15 protein-coding genes are annotated in these 15,977 nt (G+C 61.4%); 9 read left to right on the forward strand and 6 right to left on the reverse strand.

The window, feature by feature from the left end:
- Positions 1-248: 248 nt before the first annotated feature.
- The 5 genes from EA798_RS17885 to EA798_RS17900 all read left to right on the forward strand — a co-directional run bounded on the left by EA798_RS17885 (position 249) and on the right by EA798_RS17900 (position 3,168).
- Positions 249-518 carry a hypothetical protein gene (locus EA798_RS17885; RefSeq protein WP_015276931.1) on the forward strand — a complete coding sequence of 90 codons (270 nt, stop codon included), beginning with the start codon at positions 249-251 and terminating at the stop codon, positions 516-518.
- 142 nt (positions 519-660) lie between these two features.
- Positions 661-942 (forward strand): hypothetical protein, encoded by a 282-nt coding sequence (locus tag EA798_RS17890; RefSeq protein ID WP_106158644.1) that lies wholly within the window; start codon positions 661-663, stop codon positions 940-942.
- A gap of 102 nt (positions 943-1,044) precedes the next feature.
- A complete protein-coding gene (locus EA798_RS17895) occupies positions 1,045-1,737 on the forward strand; it encodes a DUF421 domain-containing protein (RefSeq protein ID WP_106158643.1) in 693 nt (230 codons plus the stop codon).
- 104 nt (positions 1,738-1,841) lie between these two features.
- Positions 1,842-2,006: a hypothetical protein gene (locus tag EA798_RS20675; protein ID WP_165362478.1), complete on the forward strand. Its 165-nt coding sequence runs from the start codon at positions 1,842-1,844 to the stop codon at positions 2,004-2,006.
- Positions 2,007-2,064: 58 nt separating this feature from the next.
- The gene (locus EA798_RS17900) at positions 2,065-3,168 is read left to right on the forward strand and encodes a DNA topoisomerase IB (protein WP_122099813.1); all 1,104 of its coding nucleotides are present in this window, start codon (positions 2,065-2,067) and stop codon (positions 3,166-3,168) included.
- 26 nt (positions 3,169-3,194) lie between these two features.
- Here the strand turns inward: EA798_RS17900 and EA798_RS17905 are convergent, their stop codons facing one another.
- The 4 genes from EA798_RS17905 to EA798_RS17920 all read right to left on the reverse strand — a co-directional run bounded on the left by EA798_RS17905 (position 3,195) and on the right by EA798_RS17920 (position 8,277).
- Positions 3,195-4,151 carry a sensor domain-containing diguanylate cyclase gene (locus EA798_RS17905; protein WP_122099814.1) on the reverse strand — a complete coding sequence of 319 codons (957 nt, stop codon included), beginning with the start codon at positions 4,149-4,151 and terminating at the stop codon, positions 3,195-3,197.
- 2 nt (positions 4,152-4,153) lie between these two features.
- Entirely contained in the window at positions 4,154-5,137 is a 984-nt protein-coding gene (locus tag EA798_RS17910; protein WP_015276925.1) for a response regulator, read from the reverse strand.
- Positions 5,138-5,289: 152 nt separating this feature from the next.
- On the reverse strand, positions 5,290-5,874 hold the full coding sequence (gene nfuA / locus EA798_RS17915) for a Fe-S biogenesis protein NfuA (RefSeq protein WP_106158639.1): 585 nt from the start codon (positions 5,872-5,874) through the stop codon (positions 5,290-5,292).
- Between the two features lie 126 nt (positions 5,875-6,000).
- Positions 6,001-8,277 carry a fatty acid cis/trans isomerase gene (locus EA798_RS17920; protein WP_122099815.1) on the reverse strand — a complete coding sequence of 759 codons (2,277 nt, stop codon included), beginning with the start codon at positions 8,275-8,277 and terminating at the stop codon, positions 6,001-6,003.
- 162 nt (positions 8,278-8,439) lie between these two features.
- Between EA798_RS17920 and metH the strand changes: the two genes are divergently transcribed.
- Both metH and EA798_RS17930 read left to right on the forward strand, forming a co-directional pair.
- Positions 8,440-12,132: a methionine synthase gene (gene metH, locus EA798_RS17925; protein ID WP_122099816.1), complete on the forward strand. Its 3,693-nt coding sequence runs from the start codon at positions 8,440-8,442 to the stop codon at positions 12,130-12,132.
- A 57-nt stretch (positions 12,133-12,189) separates the two neighbouring features.
- Positions 12,190-12,516, forward strand: coding sequence for a DUF5629 family protein (locus EA798_RS17930; RefSeq protein ID WP_106158636.1), 327 nt, complete (start codon positions 12,190-12,192; stop codon positions 12,514-12,516).
- A gap of 9 nt (positions 12,517-12,525) precedes the next feature.
- On the opposite strand, the gene EA798_RS17935 is transcribed toward EA798_RS17930, so the two are convergent.
- Entirely contained in the window at positions 12,526-13,638 is a 1,113-nt protein-coding gene (locus EA798_RS17935) for an acyltransferase family protein (RefSeq protein ID WP_122099817.1), read from the reverse strand.
- Between the two features lie 238 nt (positions 13,639-13,876).
- Between EA798_RS17935 and pnuC the strand changes: the two genes are divergently transcribed.
- Entirely contained in the window at positions 13,877-14,440 is a 564-nt protein-coding gene (pnuC, locus tag EA798_RS17940; RefSeq protein ID WP_122099818.1) for a nicotinamide riboside transporter PnuC, read from the forward strand.
- Positions 14,437-14,961, forward strand: a complete 525-nt coding sequence (locus EA798_RS17945; protein WP_122099877.1) for an AAA family ATPase — start codon at positions 14,437-14,439, stop codon at positions 14,959-14,961. Before pnuC ends, EA798_RS17945 begins: the two co-directional genes overlap by 4 nt.
- Positions 14,962-14,974: 13 nt before the next feature.
- On the opposite strand, the gene EA798_RS17950 is transcribed toward EA798_RS17945, so the two are convergent.
- Complete coding sequence (locus tag EA798_RS17950) at positions 14,975-15,949, reverse strand: DMT family transporter (RefSeq protein WP_122099819.1); 975 nt, start codon at positions 15,947-15,949, stop codon at positions 14,975-14,977.
- Positions 15,950-15,977: the final 28 nt, after the last annotated feature.

Consider the following 15,977-nt stretch of genomic DNA (forward strand, 5'->3'; position numbering starts at 1 on the left):
GACGCCAGCGGCCTAACCCGTTCGATCGCCACCGATTTTTCCATTATTTCCAGCGACTTAAGTAGGCCTGCCGAACCACTGCCAGAGAACCGCCAGCCTTATACTTTTGGCTAATTGCAAAGACCTTCAAATTTTTTCGAACTCGCATGTGACTTGCCAGTCCTCTGGGTACATCAACTGCAATGTAAGGCCAACGCCAACGAGCTTGGCCGCAGGTATTTTGGGTATCACACAGAGAGACATGCCCCATGCACACCCCGCTGCGTATCAACGAAGCCCTTTTGATCACCGACCGCGCCTTCAAGCCTTTCCAGTGCGTTGCCTGGACGCTGCCCGAAGGAAACGGTGAAGTCAGCATCACCGTCGTCGATCGCGACGAAGCCCGCCTGCTCGGCCGCTGCAAGATGTCCAGCAGTGTCTTCACCGACCCGGTGAAGCTTGGCGAAACCCTGGAACAAACCCGTGAACAACTAAGCCGCAACGGTGCTCACTTCTCGCCGTGGCACATGCCCGAGTAAGCATGAGTTGCTCGAATCAAGGCCTGCAGCGGCGCGCTCCAGGCCTTTTTTCTTGCTTGACGTTCTGTATGCAGCCAGACGCTGACTGATCCAATCGCCTGTTTGAAGGTCACAACATCAACAAACGAAACAGGAGAAGTTCATGAAAGGCGCAGAAGCATACGTCAACGACCAATGGCACAGCTGTGGGCTCGCAGACCTCCCACAGGGACCTGAAGCCCATGCCGTTAAGCTGCACTTCGTTGTGCCGCGCGACGCTCAGATGCCCGGCCTGATCGAACACATCAACGAAGTGGCACAGCGACATCTGAACGAGTTCTATGAAGGCCGTACCGTCACACACAAGCCCGTGGTCGGCTCGGTGGTAGGCGACGGCAGCGGCGACGGAATCAACCTGGAGTTCGACGTAGCGCCAGCAAGCTGAACTGGCTGGCAACCTGCCCTTGTGTAGCGAAGCGCTCTAGAATGAGCCGGGAAGAGGCGCTCAGCTGCGTCTGTGCCCGCTCTATCGGAAGGATGGACCGTAATGACTCCCTTTGACCTGCAGCGCATGCTACTGCACGAATTTCCGCTGATGTTCGTCGCGGAGGTCGCGCTGAGGGCGCTGTTGGCGTTCATCGCGGTTTTCGTCTTCCTGAAAGTCAGCGGACGGCGCGGGATTCGCCAGCTGTCGGTGTTCGAACTGGTGATCATCCTGACCCTCGGTTCGGCTGCGGGCGATGTTTCCTTTTACGACGATGTACCCCTGCTGCCGGTCGCGGCAGTGTTCGCCACGTTACTGGCGCTGTATCGCCTGACCGTGTTCTTCATGAACCGCAGTCCGCGTTTCGGCGTCTGGCTGGAAGGCAAGCCGGTCACCATCATTCGCGACGGCATCTATGAACTGCGCAGCCTGGACGGCCTGAACATATCCGCCGACGAGTTCTTCATGGAGCTGCGCCAGCAAGGGGTCGAACACCTCGGGCAGGTCAGGCTCGGCATTCTCGAGAACGATGGCAATGTCAGCCTGTTTTTCCATGAGCCCGAAGCGGTGCGCCCAGGGCTTTCCGTGCTGCCACCGGAGTACCGCCCGGTTTTCCGTCAGGTGCCGGCAGCCGGTATGTATGCCTGTAGCCGCTGCGGCTTTCCTCAGGCACTCGAAAGCCAGCAAGCACAACCATGCCCACGCTGCTCCAACCCGACCTGGTCGAAAGCACTTTCTACGCTTAGGTCGCGCTGATACACGGTACGAACCGCCACGACTGTCGCCGGTCAGTTCTTTACAGGCTGCCGAAACAAACGTTTCGACACCCCGTCCTTCCGATCCAGCAGCAGGAGCAAACCATGCTTGGCGACTATTCATCGATCAACGACCACCTCGAAACAGCGCGCAAGCACGCCGACCAGGCGGAAACCGAAGCCAAACCGGAGCTTTATCGTGAAGCCGTGGATGAGCTGGTTGCAGCCATCCGCTTGCTGATGCGCAACAGCGACGAAAAAGATAACTGAGCCCATCCGATAGTCGTGCCGGCGCACCGTCGGCGCGGCCATAGCGGGAATCGCAGACATGCGTAATGACACCGTGCTGGACGAGCCTCCGCGACTGGCCGAAGGTACCCGCCCTGTTCCCGCCGACGAAACCAGCGATACCGGTACCCTGCTGTGCCCCGCCCTGCCCGATGATCTGCATTACGTCGATGACTCACAGCCTGGCATCAGTCGCAAATTGCTGCGCGGCAAGTTCGTTTACTTCGGGCCAGACGGCGAGCGCATCCGCGACGAGTCGGAGATACAGCGGATCAACAAGCTGGTAATACCACCTGCCTATCGTGACGTATGGATCTGTCCTGACCCGCAAGGGCATCTGCAGGCCACCGGACGTGACGCGCGTGGTCGCAAGCAGTATCGCTACCACAGCCGCTGGCGGGAAATCCGTGACGGCAACAAATATGACCGCATGCTCCAGTTCGGCGAAGCGCTACCGAAACTGCGCCAGAGACTGGAAAACCACCTGTTGGCTCCGGGGCTCTCGCGCGAGAAGGTCATGGCATTGGTAGTGACGCTGCTCGAATCCACACTGATCCGAATCGGCAATTCCCGCTATGCCCGGGACAACCGGTCCTATGGGCTGACGACCTTGCGCACGCGGCATGTCGATATCAGCGGCACCTCGATCCGTTTTCATTTTCGCGGCAAGAGCGGCGTTGAACACGAAGTGACTCTGCGCGACCGCCGCCTGGCCAGACTGATGCGTCGCTGCATGGAGCTGCCAGGTCAGCAGCTGTTTCAATACCTGGATGAAGACGGCCAGCGGCGTGCCGTCAGTTCCAACGATGTGAACCTCTATCTTCGCGAGATGACCGGCAGCGACTTTACCGCCAAGGACTACCGCACCTGGGCTGGTAGTGCCCTGGCGCTGGAAAGGCTGCGCAAACTCGATAGCACCCCAGAGAGTGTTGCCAAGCAAAACCTTGTGGAAACGGTCAAGCGGGTCGCCAGTCAGCTGGGAAATACCCCTGCAGTCTGCCGTCAGTGCTATATCCATCCGGCAATCATCGACGCCTTCAGCGCAGGCGATCTGACCAGACTAAGGACTGCGCGCAAGCGCAAATGGCTCAGCGCGGAAGAAGTTGCCCTGCTCAACTTTCTGCAGCTACAACGAATCGCTTAAGCGCGGCGCGCAAACCCGCAACGGCATTAATGCTCGTGCAGCGTAACCCGATTGCGCCCAGAGGCTTTCGAGACATACAGCGCTGAATCGGCCCATTCGATCAATTGGGCGTGGCTGGTGGTTGGCATGCTGAGATCGGCCACACCCAGACTGATGGTGAAGCGAATGCGGTACTGCTCATGGCGAATTTCGCGGGCCTCGACCGCCTGCCGTAGTCGCTCGGCAAAGATCAGCGCACCTTGCTTGTCGGTATCCGGCAACAGCACCACGAACTCTTCACCGCCGTAACGCCCGGCCACATCCGAGTCGCGCAGATTTTCCCGGATCAGATCCGCAACCTGTTGAATGACGCTGTCGCCGACCTGATGGCCATAGCTGTCATTGATTGCCTTGAAATGGTCGATATCGAACATGACGAGCGCCGCCTGGCTGTCGTAACGCCGGTGGCGGGCGTAATCCAGACGCAGCATTTCTTCCCAGTGTCCGCGGTTGTACAGGCCCGTCAGCCGATCGGTGCTGGACAGGCGCTGTAATTCGGCATTGGCCGCCTGCAACTGGCGTCGGTTCACGGCTACGTCGGTGACGTCGTAGATGATCAGGCATACCTGATCGATGCTGCCGTTGATGCCCTTGAGCGGCAGCAGCGTGGTGTTCTGATACATGAAGTCTTCCAGCCCGGTGATTGGCTGGTAGTTCTTGAAGCGCAGCAGATACGGCCGCTGCTCCCAGATGGTGAACGACGGCGTGCCCAGGGTCATCACACTCTCGACCTTGCGGCGGAACCAGTCCTCATCCACCTCTGGAAAGAGCGAAAAGAAACACTGGTTGCGCGCAGTCTCCGGCTGCAGACCGGAGCGGTTTTCCATGAAGGTGTTCCAGACTTCGACGCGGTAGTCGCGGTCCAGCACCACCACGCCCACATCAATGCTCTGGACGATCGCCAGTAACCAGTGAAGCTCGTTCAACTCGTGGGTATCGCTCATGCTCAATCCATCAGGTGGGCGAGCTTGCGGGTCAGCAGCTCGACCGAATCTTCCGTGAACAACAGCAGCAGGTCGAAATGGATATCGTGACCTTCCAGGCTGTAGCTGATCTCCACCGCCAGCGTCTTCTTCCACCGACCGCTGTTGATCCTGATCAGCTCTTCGATCGAGGCGTGCTGACCGAGTACCTGTGGGTGCCCCTGGGAAAAGACCACCTCGATCTGCTCGGCGATGCCGCTCAGGCAGGCGCTGATCAGCAGGCTCGAGAGATCCAGCAGCATTTCCATCTCGAGGTAATCCTGCCGCCGCATGAGTCGCGCCATGTCGGCTACTTCCGAATCATGGAACAGTAGCAGTGCTTCACCGGCGATGCCGCCGCCAATGTAGCCCTGGCAGACAGCGGTAAGCTTTTCGCCCCGCGCGGCATCGGCCAGTGCCATGTGCAGCTCGCCGACCTCGAGGATGTTCACGTTGGGAATCGGCAACTGGATGAACACGCCGAGCACTCTCGCCAGCAGGGCGGCGGCGCGCCCCATGGCGATATTGACGACTTCGCGGAAGGTGTCGCGAAAGCTGATACGCTCCCCGTCGACCCGGGTGATCAATGCGGATACATCGTCCAGCAGCCCGAGGCTGGCTAGGGTCTGCCGCAGGTGAACCGGATCGGCCGGCTTCTTGATGAAGGCGCGTGCGCCGAGCGCCAGGACGCGGCGCACGGCCTCTTCCTGGATATCGGCGGAAATCACGATGGTCTTGCATTCGAGCTGCTCTTCGCGCAGCTGTGCGAGAACCTGATACCCATCCATTTCCGGCATGGTGAGATCAAGCAGCAGGACATCGATGTCGCCTTGGCGAATCCGGTCCAATGCCTCGACGCCAGTAGCCGCTTGGCTGACCGTAACCGGCCAGCCAGCGGGCAGCGCATGCAGTAGCTGCTTGCGCGCCAGGCTGGAGTCATCACAGATCAGCAGGGAAATGGCAGACATCTGGTGCGAGCTCTCGTTGCCCGATCAACCTAAGCGCGAGAGCTTATCGCAGGACTGACCTGCTGTGTGCACCATGAAGGCAAAATAGTGGCATTTGGTCCGAAAAACTGCCGGACGGCCCGGTGAGCGGGGCTCACCGGAAATGCCAGGGATCAGTAATAGGCGTTTTCGCGATTGGTGTGATCGGTCACGTCGCGCACACCCTTGAGCTCCGGGATACGGGCCAGCAGGGTCTTCTCGATGCCTTCCCTGAGCGTGACGTCGGCCTGGCCGCAGCCCTGGCAACCACCGCCGAACTGCAGTACCGCGATGCCCTCGTCAACCACATCGATCAGGGTGACCTGCCCGCCATGGCTGGCCAGGCCAGGATTGATTTCCGTCTGCAGGTAGTAGTTGATGCGCTCGTTCAGCGGGCTGTCTTCATTGACCATCGGTACCTTGGCATTAGGCGCCTTGATCGTCAGCTGGCCACCCATGCGATCGGTCGCATAGTCGACCAGTGCATCTTCCAGAAACGGCTCGCTGGTGCCGTCGATCCAGGCAGTGAAGCTCTTCAGAGCCAACGCCGTGTCGTCCGGCTTCTCCTCGCCCGGCTTGCAGTAGGCAATGCAGGTTTCGGCATAGGGAGTGCCTGGCTGGGTGATAAAGATGCGAATGCCGATGCCCGTGGTGTTCTGCTTCTCGAGCAGGTCAGCCAGATAATCGTGTGCAGCTTCGGTAATAGTGATCGCGCTCATGAGAACTCCTCGCAGACATGCGCCGCAGTGTACGCCAAACCACTGCCGCGGTTAAGTCCTAGTATTTTAGTCGGACTATCGATTTTCAAGTTCCCTGAATCATCCGAACGCTCCGCAGTGCGGGGGTCACAGATTCTCGTAGCGGTTCATGTCGAGCACGCCGGCCTCAACCGGATCGGTTTCCTCAAGGTAACGAGTCAGATCGGTGAAGTAGTCCCAGAAGCGCGGATGGCTGCGGCGCACGCCCCAGCGCTCGACCAGGCGCTCGAAGTCACGGTCTTCCCGGACCTGCTCGAGCGCGGAGACAAAGGCCGGCACATCCGCTGCGGGCATGTTGAACAGGAAGTTCGGGTAACTGCTGAGGATGCCGGGATACACCGTCAGGGTGTCCAGCCTGGGCTGCCAACGCAGTGATTCGCCGTACATGAAGGCTACATTGCTGTGGGCGCGATTGCGCAACAGGCTGTAGAGCTCCCGCCGGCCATCACCAGACTCGACGCGCAGCAGCGTGGCTTCAGGCAGGTACTGAATAACGGGCAACCCGGCTGCCAGCCGGTTGGTAAGGCGGCTGAGCGCCTGGTCGGCGCGCTGCAGCGACGCTGGCTGATCCGCGCGGTAGCAATGGCTACCCTGGCAACGGTTGATCGGATCGGGCGTCGCATTGATGCCGGCATAGCGCGCAAGCAGTTGGCGGGCAAACGCTCGCTTGGCGTCGGCCTTGCCCAGATCGATCCGCGAAGGCGTTGTACTGTCGATCGACGTATAGGCCAGCAGCAGCTTCAGCTGCCCGCCTTGCTCGTACCAACCGTTGAGGATCGACTGCCGGGACGCGGCGGGCAGCAAGCGGAGGAAATTCAGCTCCGCACCATTGCGAATCAGGTCGAAGTACAGCCGCGTCTGGCCCTGATGGGAGACATTTCCGAAGACGTCGAAGTTGACCACAAGCTGGTAATAGGTGCGCTCGAGCAGCGGATAGTCCATCCACCAGAGCGTCTGCGGAATTTCCCCTATCAGACCCTTGCGCACCGAGGCACTGTGATGCTGGCGGAAGATGCTCAGCAGCGCGTTGTCATTGTCGGACCAGATCTGCTCCCAGTCAGCGGGCTTGTTGGCATAAGCCTGCGTCCGCAACTGCTCGTACTGATTGCGTTTCACACGGTAGGTCTTCCAGAACGCCAGCAGGTTACCCATCTCGTCGAACTGTCCCGGAATCGCCAGTAGCGGTGTTGTCTGCTGGCGGTAGCGACGGTCGGTTACGTACAGGTCGTGCTCTGGATGCTGGAAAAACACCCAGAAATTATCGCGAATCACGTCGGTCGCAATCTGTCCGCGGCACACCGGCCCACGAATGAAAGTGCGGACGAAATACTCTGCGTTATCCAGCATGAACTGGTAGCGCGCCTCGGCGGGTATTGCCTGGAAGGTCTTGAACGGATTGGCGCGGTGATCAGCGCCGTAACCGGGAATCGCATCTACCGACCAGTCGCTTTCGAAGAACAGCGATCTGACTCGAGCCAGCTTTGCCGCGCTCAACGGATAGGTGATGTGCGTTTTGTGCACGATCACGTCGGTAATGGGCCGCAGACGATAGCTGAAGTGGTTTCCCGGATCGTCATTGGGTCGTCGCGTCGCGATGGGGTCGATCGGCTCGCCACTGGACGTGCGCGAGCGCACCAGCTGATAGAAGCGACCGCCCTCTCCCCCTTCGAAGTAAAGGTGCGCAATGAAGAGGTGCTCATACAGCCAGCGACCAACAAGGTTACCGCGAGCGCCAGGCGTGTTGAGCAGACCCTCCCACTCGGCGATCTGAGAGACTTCTGCAGGCGTCGGCGCAAGCTGCCGATGCTCGACCGGTGCGCCTTGTTCTAGCCAACGCTGAATGGTGGCGTATTCCTCGTCACCAAGGCCGGTGACGGCGAACGGCATGCCACCGTGGGCGTTCTTGCGCGCATAGCTATCGAACTCACCCGGGAGGGGGCAGCTATTTTCCCGGTCAATGCTGATATCCAGCCCCGCCGGCAGCTTGGCGTTCGGCACCAGCGGTTGACTGCGCCCCAGCTCCAGCATGCGCGCCATCAGCGCCGCCTGATTGCCTTCAGCCTTCAGAACCGAGTGAAAGCCCTTGCGCCGCCATGCTGCATCGCCATCGGCATCGAGAAACAGTCGGGTCGGCTGTTGCGCCTTAACCCGAACGCCATTGTAAACCGGCAGTTTGTGGCCACCACGGGACGCTCCCTCGCCGCTGCCCAGATTGAGCTGACAAGGCGAGTCATAACAGGCATGGCAGGCGACACACTTGGCGGTAAAGATTGGCTGGATATCGCGCTGGTACGAAACAGCTTCGGCCTGCACAGCGCTGCCAATCAGTAGCAGCAGACAGCCGAGCCATACACGGATGGACATGAAACGAACGCCTGGGAGTGAGTCTGCATTCTATTCGTCTCAGGCGGCAGCCGCTTGCGCGTTGAACCTGAATAATCTTCATGCAAAAGCGCGGAAGCTAAAAAAGCATGCAGCTTTGCTATCATTCGCGCTCTTTTGTCTCAGCTTTTTCAGGTAGTTCCCATGTCCACTCGCAGCTCACGTCTTCAGGCCCTCCAGCAAGCGCTCAACGAGCGCATTCTGATTCTGGATGGTGGCATGGGCACGATGATCCAGAGCTACAAACTGGAGGAAGAGGACTACCGCGGCGCACGCTTCGCCGATTGGCCACAGGATGTCAAAGGCAACAATGACCTGCTGCTGCTCAGCCGCCCGGACGTGATCCAGGCCATCGAGAAAGCCTATCTCGATGCCGGCGCTGACATTCTCGAGACCAACACCTTCAACGCCACTCGCGTTTCCCAGGCCGACTACGGCATGGAAGAGCTGGTCTACGAGCTGAACGTCGAAGGCGCGCGCCTGGCCCGTGAAGTGGCGGACGCCAAGACTGCCGAAACACCGGACCGTCCGCGCTTCGTCGCCGGCGTACTCGGCCCGACCAGCCGCACCTGCTCGATCTCCCCGGACGTCAACAACCCCGGCTATCGCAACGTCACCTTCGACCTGCTGGTGGAAAACTACGTCGAGGCCACCCGCGGCCTGATCGAGGGCGGCGCCGACCTGATCCTGATCGAAACGATCTTCGACACGCTCAATGCCAAGGCGGCCATCTTCGCCGTACAGCAGGTGTTCGAAGACGAAGGCGTCGAACTGCCGATCATGATCTCCGGCACCATCACCGATGCCTCCGGCCGCACGCTGTCCGGCCAGACCACCGAAGCGTTCTGGAACTCGGTGCGCCACGCCAAGCCCATTTCCGTCGGCCTGAACTGCGCGCTGGGCGCCAAGGATCTGCGTCCGTACCTGGAAGAGCTTTCCAGCAAGGCCGACACCTTCGTTTCCGCGCATCCCAACGCCGGCCTGCCCAACGCCTTCGGCGAGTACGACGAAAGCCCGGCGGAAATGGCTGCGGTGGTCGAAGAATTCGCCGCCTCCGGCTTTCTCAACATCATCGGCGGCTGCTGCGGCACCACGCCGGCGCACATCCAGGCAATTGCCGAGGCCGTCAGCAAATACCCGCCGCGCGTGATTCCAGACATTCCCAAAGCCTGTCGGCTGTCGGGCCTGGAGCCGTTCACCATCGATCGCAGCTCGCTGTTCGTCAACGTAGGTGAACGTACCAATATCACCGGTTCTGCCAAGTTTGCCCGCCTGATCCGCGAGGAGAACTACACCGAGGCGCTGGAAGTCGCCCTGCAGCAGGTGGAAGCCGGCGCCCAGGTGATCGACATCAACATGGACGAGGGCATGTTGGATTCGAAGGCGGCCATGGTCACCTTCCTCAACCTGATCGCCGGCGAGCCGGATATCTCCCGCGTGCCGATCATGATCGACTCGTCGAAGTGGGAAGTGATCGAGGCGGGCCTCAAGTGCATCCAGGGCAAGGGCATCGTCAACTCGATCTCCATGAAGGAAGGTGTCGAGCAGTTCAAGCAGCAGGCCCACCTGTGCAAGCGCTACGGCGCCGCCGTGGTGGTGATGGCCTTCGATGAAGCCGGCCAGGCCGACACCGCTGCACGCAAGCGCGAGATCTGCCAGCGCAGCTACGACATTCTGGTCAACGAAGTCGGCTTCCCGCCGGAAGACATCATCTTCGACCCGAACATCTTCGCCATCGCCACCGGCATCGAGGAACACAACAACTACGCGGTCGACTTCATCGAAGCCTGCGCCTTCATTCGCGACAACCTGCCCTATGCCCTGACCTCGGGCGGCGTGTCCAACGTGTCGTTCTCCTTCCGCGGCAACAACCCGGTGCGCGAAGCGATCCACTCGGTGTTCCTCTTCCATGCGATCAAGGCGGGCCTGACCATGGGCATCGTCAACGCCGGCCAGCTGGAGATCTACGACGAGATCCCCAAGGAGCTGCGCGACGCGGTCGAGGATGTGGTGCTCAACCGCAGCGCCGGCGGCACCGAGGCGCTGCTGGACATTGCCGACAAGTACAAGGGTGACGGCTCGGTCAAGGAAGCCGAAACCGAGGAATGGCGCGGCCTGCCCGTGGACAAGCGCCTGGAGCATGCGCTGGTCAAGGGCATCACCGCCTTCATTGTCGAAGACACCGAGGAGTGCCGGCAGCAGTGCGCGCGGCCGATCGAGGTCATCGAAGGCCCGCTGATGAGCGGCATGAACGTGGTTGGCGACCTGTTCGGCGCTGGCAAGATGTTCCTGCCGCAGGTGGTCAAGTCGGCGCGCGTCATGAAGCAGGCCGTGGCCCACCTGATCCCGTTCATCGAGGCGGAGAAAGGCGACAAGCCGGAAGCCAAGGGCAAGATCCTCATGGCGACGGTGAAAGGCGACGTGCATGACATCGGCAAGAACATCGTCGGCGTGGTGCTGGGCTGCAACGGTTACGACGTGGTGGACATGGGCGTGATGGTGCCGGCGGAGAAGATCCTGCAGACCGCCATCGCCGAGAAGTGCGACATCATCGGCCTCTCCGGCCTGATCACGCCGTCACTGGACGAGATGGTCCACGTCGCCAAGGAAATGCAGCGCCAGGGCTTCAGCCTGCCGTTGATGATCGGTGGCGCCACCACCTCCAAGGCGCATACGGCGGTGAAGATCGACCCGCAGTACCACAATGATGCCGTGGTCTACGTCACCGATGCCTCGCGCGCGGTGGGTGTCGCTACTACCCTGCTCTCCAAGGAGCTCAAGCCGGCCTTCGTCGAGAAGACCCGCGAAGAGTACGCGATGATCCGCGAGCGCACCGCCAACCGCAGTGCACGCACCGAGCGCCTGAGCTATGCCCAGGCCGTCGCCAACAAGCCGCAGTTCGACTGGGCCAGCTACACGCCGGTCAAGCCGAGCTTTACCGGCCGCCAGCTGCTGGAAGACATCGACCTGCGCACGCTGGCCGAGTACATCGACTGGACGCCGTTCTTCATCGCCTGGGACCTGGCCGGCAAGTACCCGCGCATTCTCGAGGACGAAGTGGTCGGCGAAGCGGCCACCGCACTGTTCAGCGATGCCCAGGCCATGCTGAACAAGCTGATCGACGAGAAGCTGATCCGCGCCCGTGCGGTGTTCGGCTTCTGGCCGGCCAACCAGGTGCAGGACGATGACCTGGAAGTGTACGGCGACAATGGCGAGAAGCTGGCCACCTTGCATCACCTGCGCCAACAGATCATCAAGCCGGATGCCAAGCCGAACCTGTCCCTGGCCGATTTCGTCGCACCAAAGGACAGTGGCATCACCGACTATGTAGGCGGCTTCATCTGTACCGCCGGCATCGGCGCCGAGGAGCTGGCCAAGGCCTATCAGGACAAGGGCGACGATTACAACTCGATCATGGTCAAGGCGCTCGCCGACCGCCTCGCCGAGGCCTGCGCCGAATGGCTGCACGAACAGGTGCGCAAGCAGTACTGGGGCTACGCCAAGGATGAACAGCTGAGCAACGAGGAGCTGATCCGCGAGCAGTACAAGGGCATCCGCCCTGCCCCGGGCTATCCTGCCTGCCCGGACCATACCGAGAAAGGCACGCTGTTCCAGCTGCTGGATGCCGACGGCATCAGCCAGGTAACGCTCACCGAGCACTACGCCATGCTGCCAACCGCGGCCGTCAGCGGCTGGTACTTCGCCCATCCCGAAGCGCAGTATTTCGCCGTCGGCAAGATCGACAAGGATCAGGTGGAAAGCTACAGCCAGCGCAAGGGCGAAGACATCGCCGTCAGCGAACGCTGGCTGATGCCGAACCTGGGCTACGACAACTGATCCCGCGGCGGGCGCTGGTGAGCGCCCGCCGTCGTTCCGCTCAATGGAGCTTGCACCATGTCATCCGAAACACCGCTGCTGATCGACGAACTTGAAACCGCCGACATGCTGATCATCGACGACCTGCATGCCTGGCAGTTCGCGCTGAACGAGACGCTGCTCGACGATGCCGACGCCGCGGCTGAAGCCAATCAGCCATTCGCGAGCGAAGACATCCTGCTGACCATCGATCTGGTCGACGGCCGCACGCGTCGCCAGTGGCAGTTCAGCTACAACCAGATCATGGAAGCCCAGCGCCAGCCCGACGGCGAGAGCTGGCTACTGGAAGGCCCGCATCGCCTGCAGTGCCTCAGCGCCATCGGCGGCGAGGACGAGAACGAGTAACGCCTGTTCCTAGCCGCTTCGCCCCGCGCGGGCGACGGCTATTGAACTCGCGGCTGTCCCGTCTCCGGCGGGTGCCGCTGACTTGCGACCCTCCATCAACGGCCGTTCGATATAGCGATAGCTCAGACCGGCGACGATCAGCGACATCGTTACGCAAACCGTCACGCGCGGCAGCAGCGGCTGGCCGTCGAGCCAGCCTATGCACAGCAGCCAGACCGGGATATGGCAAAGATACAGCGAAAACGATATCTGGCCGATCGCCTCGAACGGTCGCGACAACGCGCCGAATACCGCCTCGCTGGAACAGACCGCGAGCATGAAGGGCACGGCCAGCACCAGCGTCGTCGCCGCCCAGCGAAACGACGCGTACGGCTCCAGGGCGATGGCCAGAATGCTCGCCGAGACCACCGCCAGACCGATCACCAGCACTTTGCTGCTGGCGGTCATCGCCTCGATGTCGCGCTCAACGACACGGAACTGACCCAGCGACGACAGCTTCCACAGCAGCAGCCCCATGAACAGGCCGTTCGCCCGGAACAGCCACTCGGGCGCGAACGGATTGGCGAAGCTGAACCAGAGCACGATGCCGATCACCGCCGGCCAGAACGCCCGGCGCAGCAGGAGCAGCAGCGGGAACAACAGGTAGAACTGCACTTCCAAGGCGATCGACCAGAAATAGCCGAAATCCGTCTCGTGCAACCCGTTAAAGACATTGGCGAAGAAGAACGCGGCGCTCGCTGTCACGCCGAGCAGCGTATCCAGCGAGTAAGCCGGCGCCCCACGCGGCGGCTCGATGACGCTGAACAGCAATACTACGGCCGCCCAGAACCATGTCGGCAGCAGCACCCGGCGAATTCGCTTCTTGTAGAAGACATACACCGCCTCGGCTTCGAAGACCTGCTGCTTGCGCAAGAAGGTCGCGCCCATCAGGTAGCCCGAAATAAGAAAGAACAGATCGACCCCGACGCCTGGCAGGAAGCGCTGCAGCAGGCCGTCCCACCAGTCGGCCTCCGCGCCGACCAGCATCACCGAGGCATGGGCCAGCAGCACCATCACGATTGCCACGCCACGGAGAAATTGAATATTGCGATTCTTGCCGTGCATCGCTCCGGCATCACTCATAAGCAGTCCGATATTCGCAAGCCGCCGCGACTACCAGCCTTTGCCAGGGTCACTCAGGATCATCTCCCTTTCCTCGGAGGCTTGGTTCAACTTCGGCGAGCCTCCCGCTTCGCCCTTGCCTCAACCATGACCAGTGGATACGGGCGGCGTTCAATCACCGCGGGGCGCAAGACGTGCAGTCTTCGGCAGCGACGTCCGCTATGATCGCGCCCCTCTTTCACAAAGCCGGTCTTACGCCATGTCTTCACTCGAACTGATCGCCTCGCTACTCGGCGTGATCGCCGTATGGCTGACGGTGCGTCAGAACCCGTGGTGCTGGCCGATCGGGCTGGGCATGGTATCGCTGTATGCCTGGTTCTTCTTCGACGCCAGGCTGTATTCACAAGTATTGCTGCATAGCGTTTTCGCCGCGATGCAGCTCTACGGCTGGTGGGCCTGGACGCGAGGTGCCGCAGGCGAACACGGTAGGCCCGTGACCCTCGCCAGCCCGCGCGAGGTAGCTATAGGCATTGCCTGCGCAGTGCTCGGCAGCCTGTTGCTCGGCAGCGCCATGGCGAGCTTCACCGAGGCCGCCTTTCCCTGGGTCGACGCCAACCTCACTGCATTCAGCCTGCTCGCACAGCTGTGGATGGCCCTCAAGCGCCTGCAGTGCTGGGTTTTATGGATCGTCGTGGATGTGCTGTTCGTTGCCTTCTTCAGCTATCAAGGCTACTGGCTAACCGCCGGCCTCTACGCGCTGTTCACAGGACTTGCGGTCATGGGGCTGCGGGAATGGCGCATGGCACGGGTGGCGACGCGATGAAGGTGCTGGTGCTCACCGGTCCGGAGTCCACCGGCAAAAGCTGGCTTGCACAGCGGCTGCTGCGCACATTCGGCGGAGTGATGGTGGGCGAATACGTTCGCCATTACATTGAGCAGACGCAACGCGACACGACGCTTGCCGACATTCCTGCGATTGCCCGTGGCCAGCTGGACTGGGAAGACGCCGCGAGAATTCAGGCACCGCCTCTGCTGATTCTCGATACCCATCTGCTGAGCAACATGCTCTGGAGTCATGCGCTGTTCGGCGATTGCCCCGCCTGGCTCGAGGACGAGCTGCTGGCGCGGGATTACCACCAGCACCTGCTGCTCTCGCCCGAGGGTATCGAATGGCATGCCGACGGCCAGCGCTGCCAGCCGGATATCAGCGAAAGACTGGAGTTCTTCGAGGCATGCCGCAGCTGGCTGGTGCAGCGGGATCGGCCCTTCGTCGAGCTCGGTGGCAGCTGGACCGACCGCGAGCGGCAGGCGATCGCACACACCCGTGCTCTGCTAGGCGAATGACTGGCTGCAAGCCCTAGGGCTGACGGTCGCGACGGAGCAACAGGCCGATGGCAAGCACGACCAGCAGGCTACCCGGCAACCAGTGCACACCCATGCGTGCCGGCTGATCGAAGAACAGCAGCAGCATCGAGACGAAGGGCACCAGGTAGCTGTAGGCCGTGACCGCACCGGGCGTGAGAACGGACGTCGCTCGCTGTTGCAGAAAAAAGGTCATGGCGCTGGAAAAAACGCCGAGGTAGGTCACCAGCAGCAGATCCAGCAGGTTCATGCGAAGCAGCGACGCCGGTCGCTCCCAGATAAAGCCCATCAGGCCGATCAGCAGTGCGCCGGCGATCAGGCTCCAGAAGGTGCGCAAACCCGCCTGCCGGGGCAACGTGCCGTTCGCCAGTCCCCATTTGCTGAGCACCGGATACAACGCCGAAGCGACGCAGCCAAAGAAGAAACCCAGCTCGCCCAGGCCAAACTGCATGCCGGAGAAATCGCCGCCGTTCTCGGCCCATGCCAGCCCAAGCGCCCCGCTCGCACCAAGCGCCAGGATAGCCAGCAGGCGACCGGCTGGCTGCTCGACACCAAGCCCGCGGCCCAGGCAGTAAGCCAGCAGCGGCACGCTGACGAACAGCGTCGCCATCGACAATGCACTGACCCGATGGGCCGCCCAGAACATGGTGCCGAAAAAGCCCGCCAGGCATAGCCCCATGGCGGCGTACAGCAGCAGCGTGCGCCACCCCGGCAGCCCTTCGCTCTGGCTCCAGGCCAGCGGCGCCAGGACCAATGCCGCAATGCTGAAACGCATGGCGGTCAGCAGCAGTGGCGGCAAACCGTCAGTGAGCAAACCCACCGCGGGAAAGGACAATCCGACAAATAGCGCCCAGAGCAGCATGCCCAGATGCGCACGGGTGGTTCCGCCACGGCTATCGCCCATGCGCGTCTCCGGCGTGTGGTTGCCAAGGCTGGTGTTGATGGCATGCGGATGGTGGCTGCGGTTCAAAGCTCGCTCCCTGTGAGTTGCCTCGCAG

This window comes from Pseudomonas songnenensis, assembly GCF_003696315.1.
Taxonomy (GTDB): Bacteria; Pseudomonadota; Gammaproteobacteria; order Pseudomonadales; family Pseudomonadaceae; genus Stutzerimonas; species Stutzerimonas songnenensis.

Bases quoted from the DNA above. Each gene is read 5' to 3' on its own strand.
- EA798_RS17945 (WP_122099877.1), top strand. From the start codon at position 14,437: ATGAAGGTGCTGGTGCTCACCGGTCCGGAGTCCACCGGCAAAAGCTGG.
- EA798_RS17935 (WP_122099817.1), bottom strand. From the start codon at position 13,638: ATGAGTGATGCCGGAGCGATGCACGGCAAGAATCGCAATATTCAATTT.
- EA798_RS17905 (WP_122099814.1), bottom strand. From the start codon at position 4,151: ATGAGCGATACCCACGAGTTGAACGAGCTTCACTGGTTACTGGCGATC.
- EA798_RS20675 (WP_165362478.1), top strand. From the start codon at position 1,842: ATGCTTGGCGACTATTCATCGATCAACGACCACCTCGAAACAGCGCGC.
- metH (WP_122099816.1), top strand. From the start codon at position 8,440: ATGTCCACTCGCAGCTCACGTCTTCAGGCCCTCCAGCAAGCGCTCAAC.
- EA798_RS17885 (WP_015276931.1), top strand. From the start codon at position 249: ATGCACACCCCGCTGCGTATCAACGAAGCCCTTTTGATCACCGACCGC.
- EA798_RS17900 (WP_122099813.1), top strand. From the start codon at position 2,065: ATGCGTAATGACACCGTGCTGGACGAGCCTCCGCGACTGGCCGAAGGT.
- EA798_RS17920 (WP_122099815.1), bottom strand. From the start codon at position 8,277: ATGTCCATCCGTGTATGGCTCGGCTGTCTGCTGCTACTGATTGGCAGC.
- pnuC (WP_122099818.1), top strand. From the start codon at position 13,877: ATGTCTTCACTCGAACTGATCGCCTCGCTACTCGGCGTGATCGCCGTA.
- EA798_RS17890 (WP_106158644.1), top strand. From the start codon at position 661: ATGAAAGGCGCAGAAGCATACGTCAACGACCAATGGCACAGCTGTGGG.
- EA798_RS17895 (WP_106158643.1), top strand. From the start codon at position 1,045: ATGACTCCCTTTGACCTGCAGCGCATGCTACTGCACGAATTTCCGCTG.
- nfuA (WP_106158639.1), bottom strand. From the start codon at position 5,874: ATGAGCGCGATCACTATTACCGAAGCTGCACACGATTATCTGGCTGAC.
- EA798_RS17910 (WP_015276925.1), bottom strand. From the start codon at position 5,137: ATGTCTGCCATTTCCCTGCTGATCTGTGATGACTCCAGCCTGGCGCGC.
- EA798_RS17930 (WP_106158636.1), top strand. From the start codon at position 12,190: ATGTCATCCGAAACACCGCTGCTGATCGACGAACTTGAAACCGCCGAC.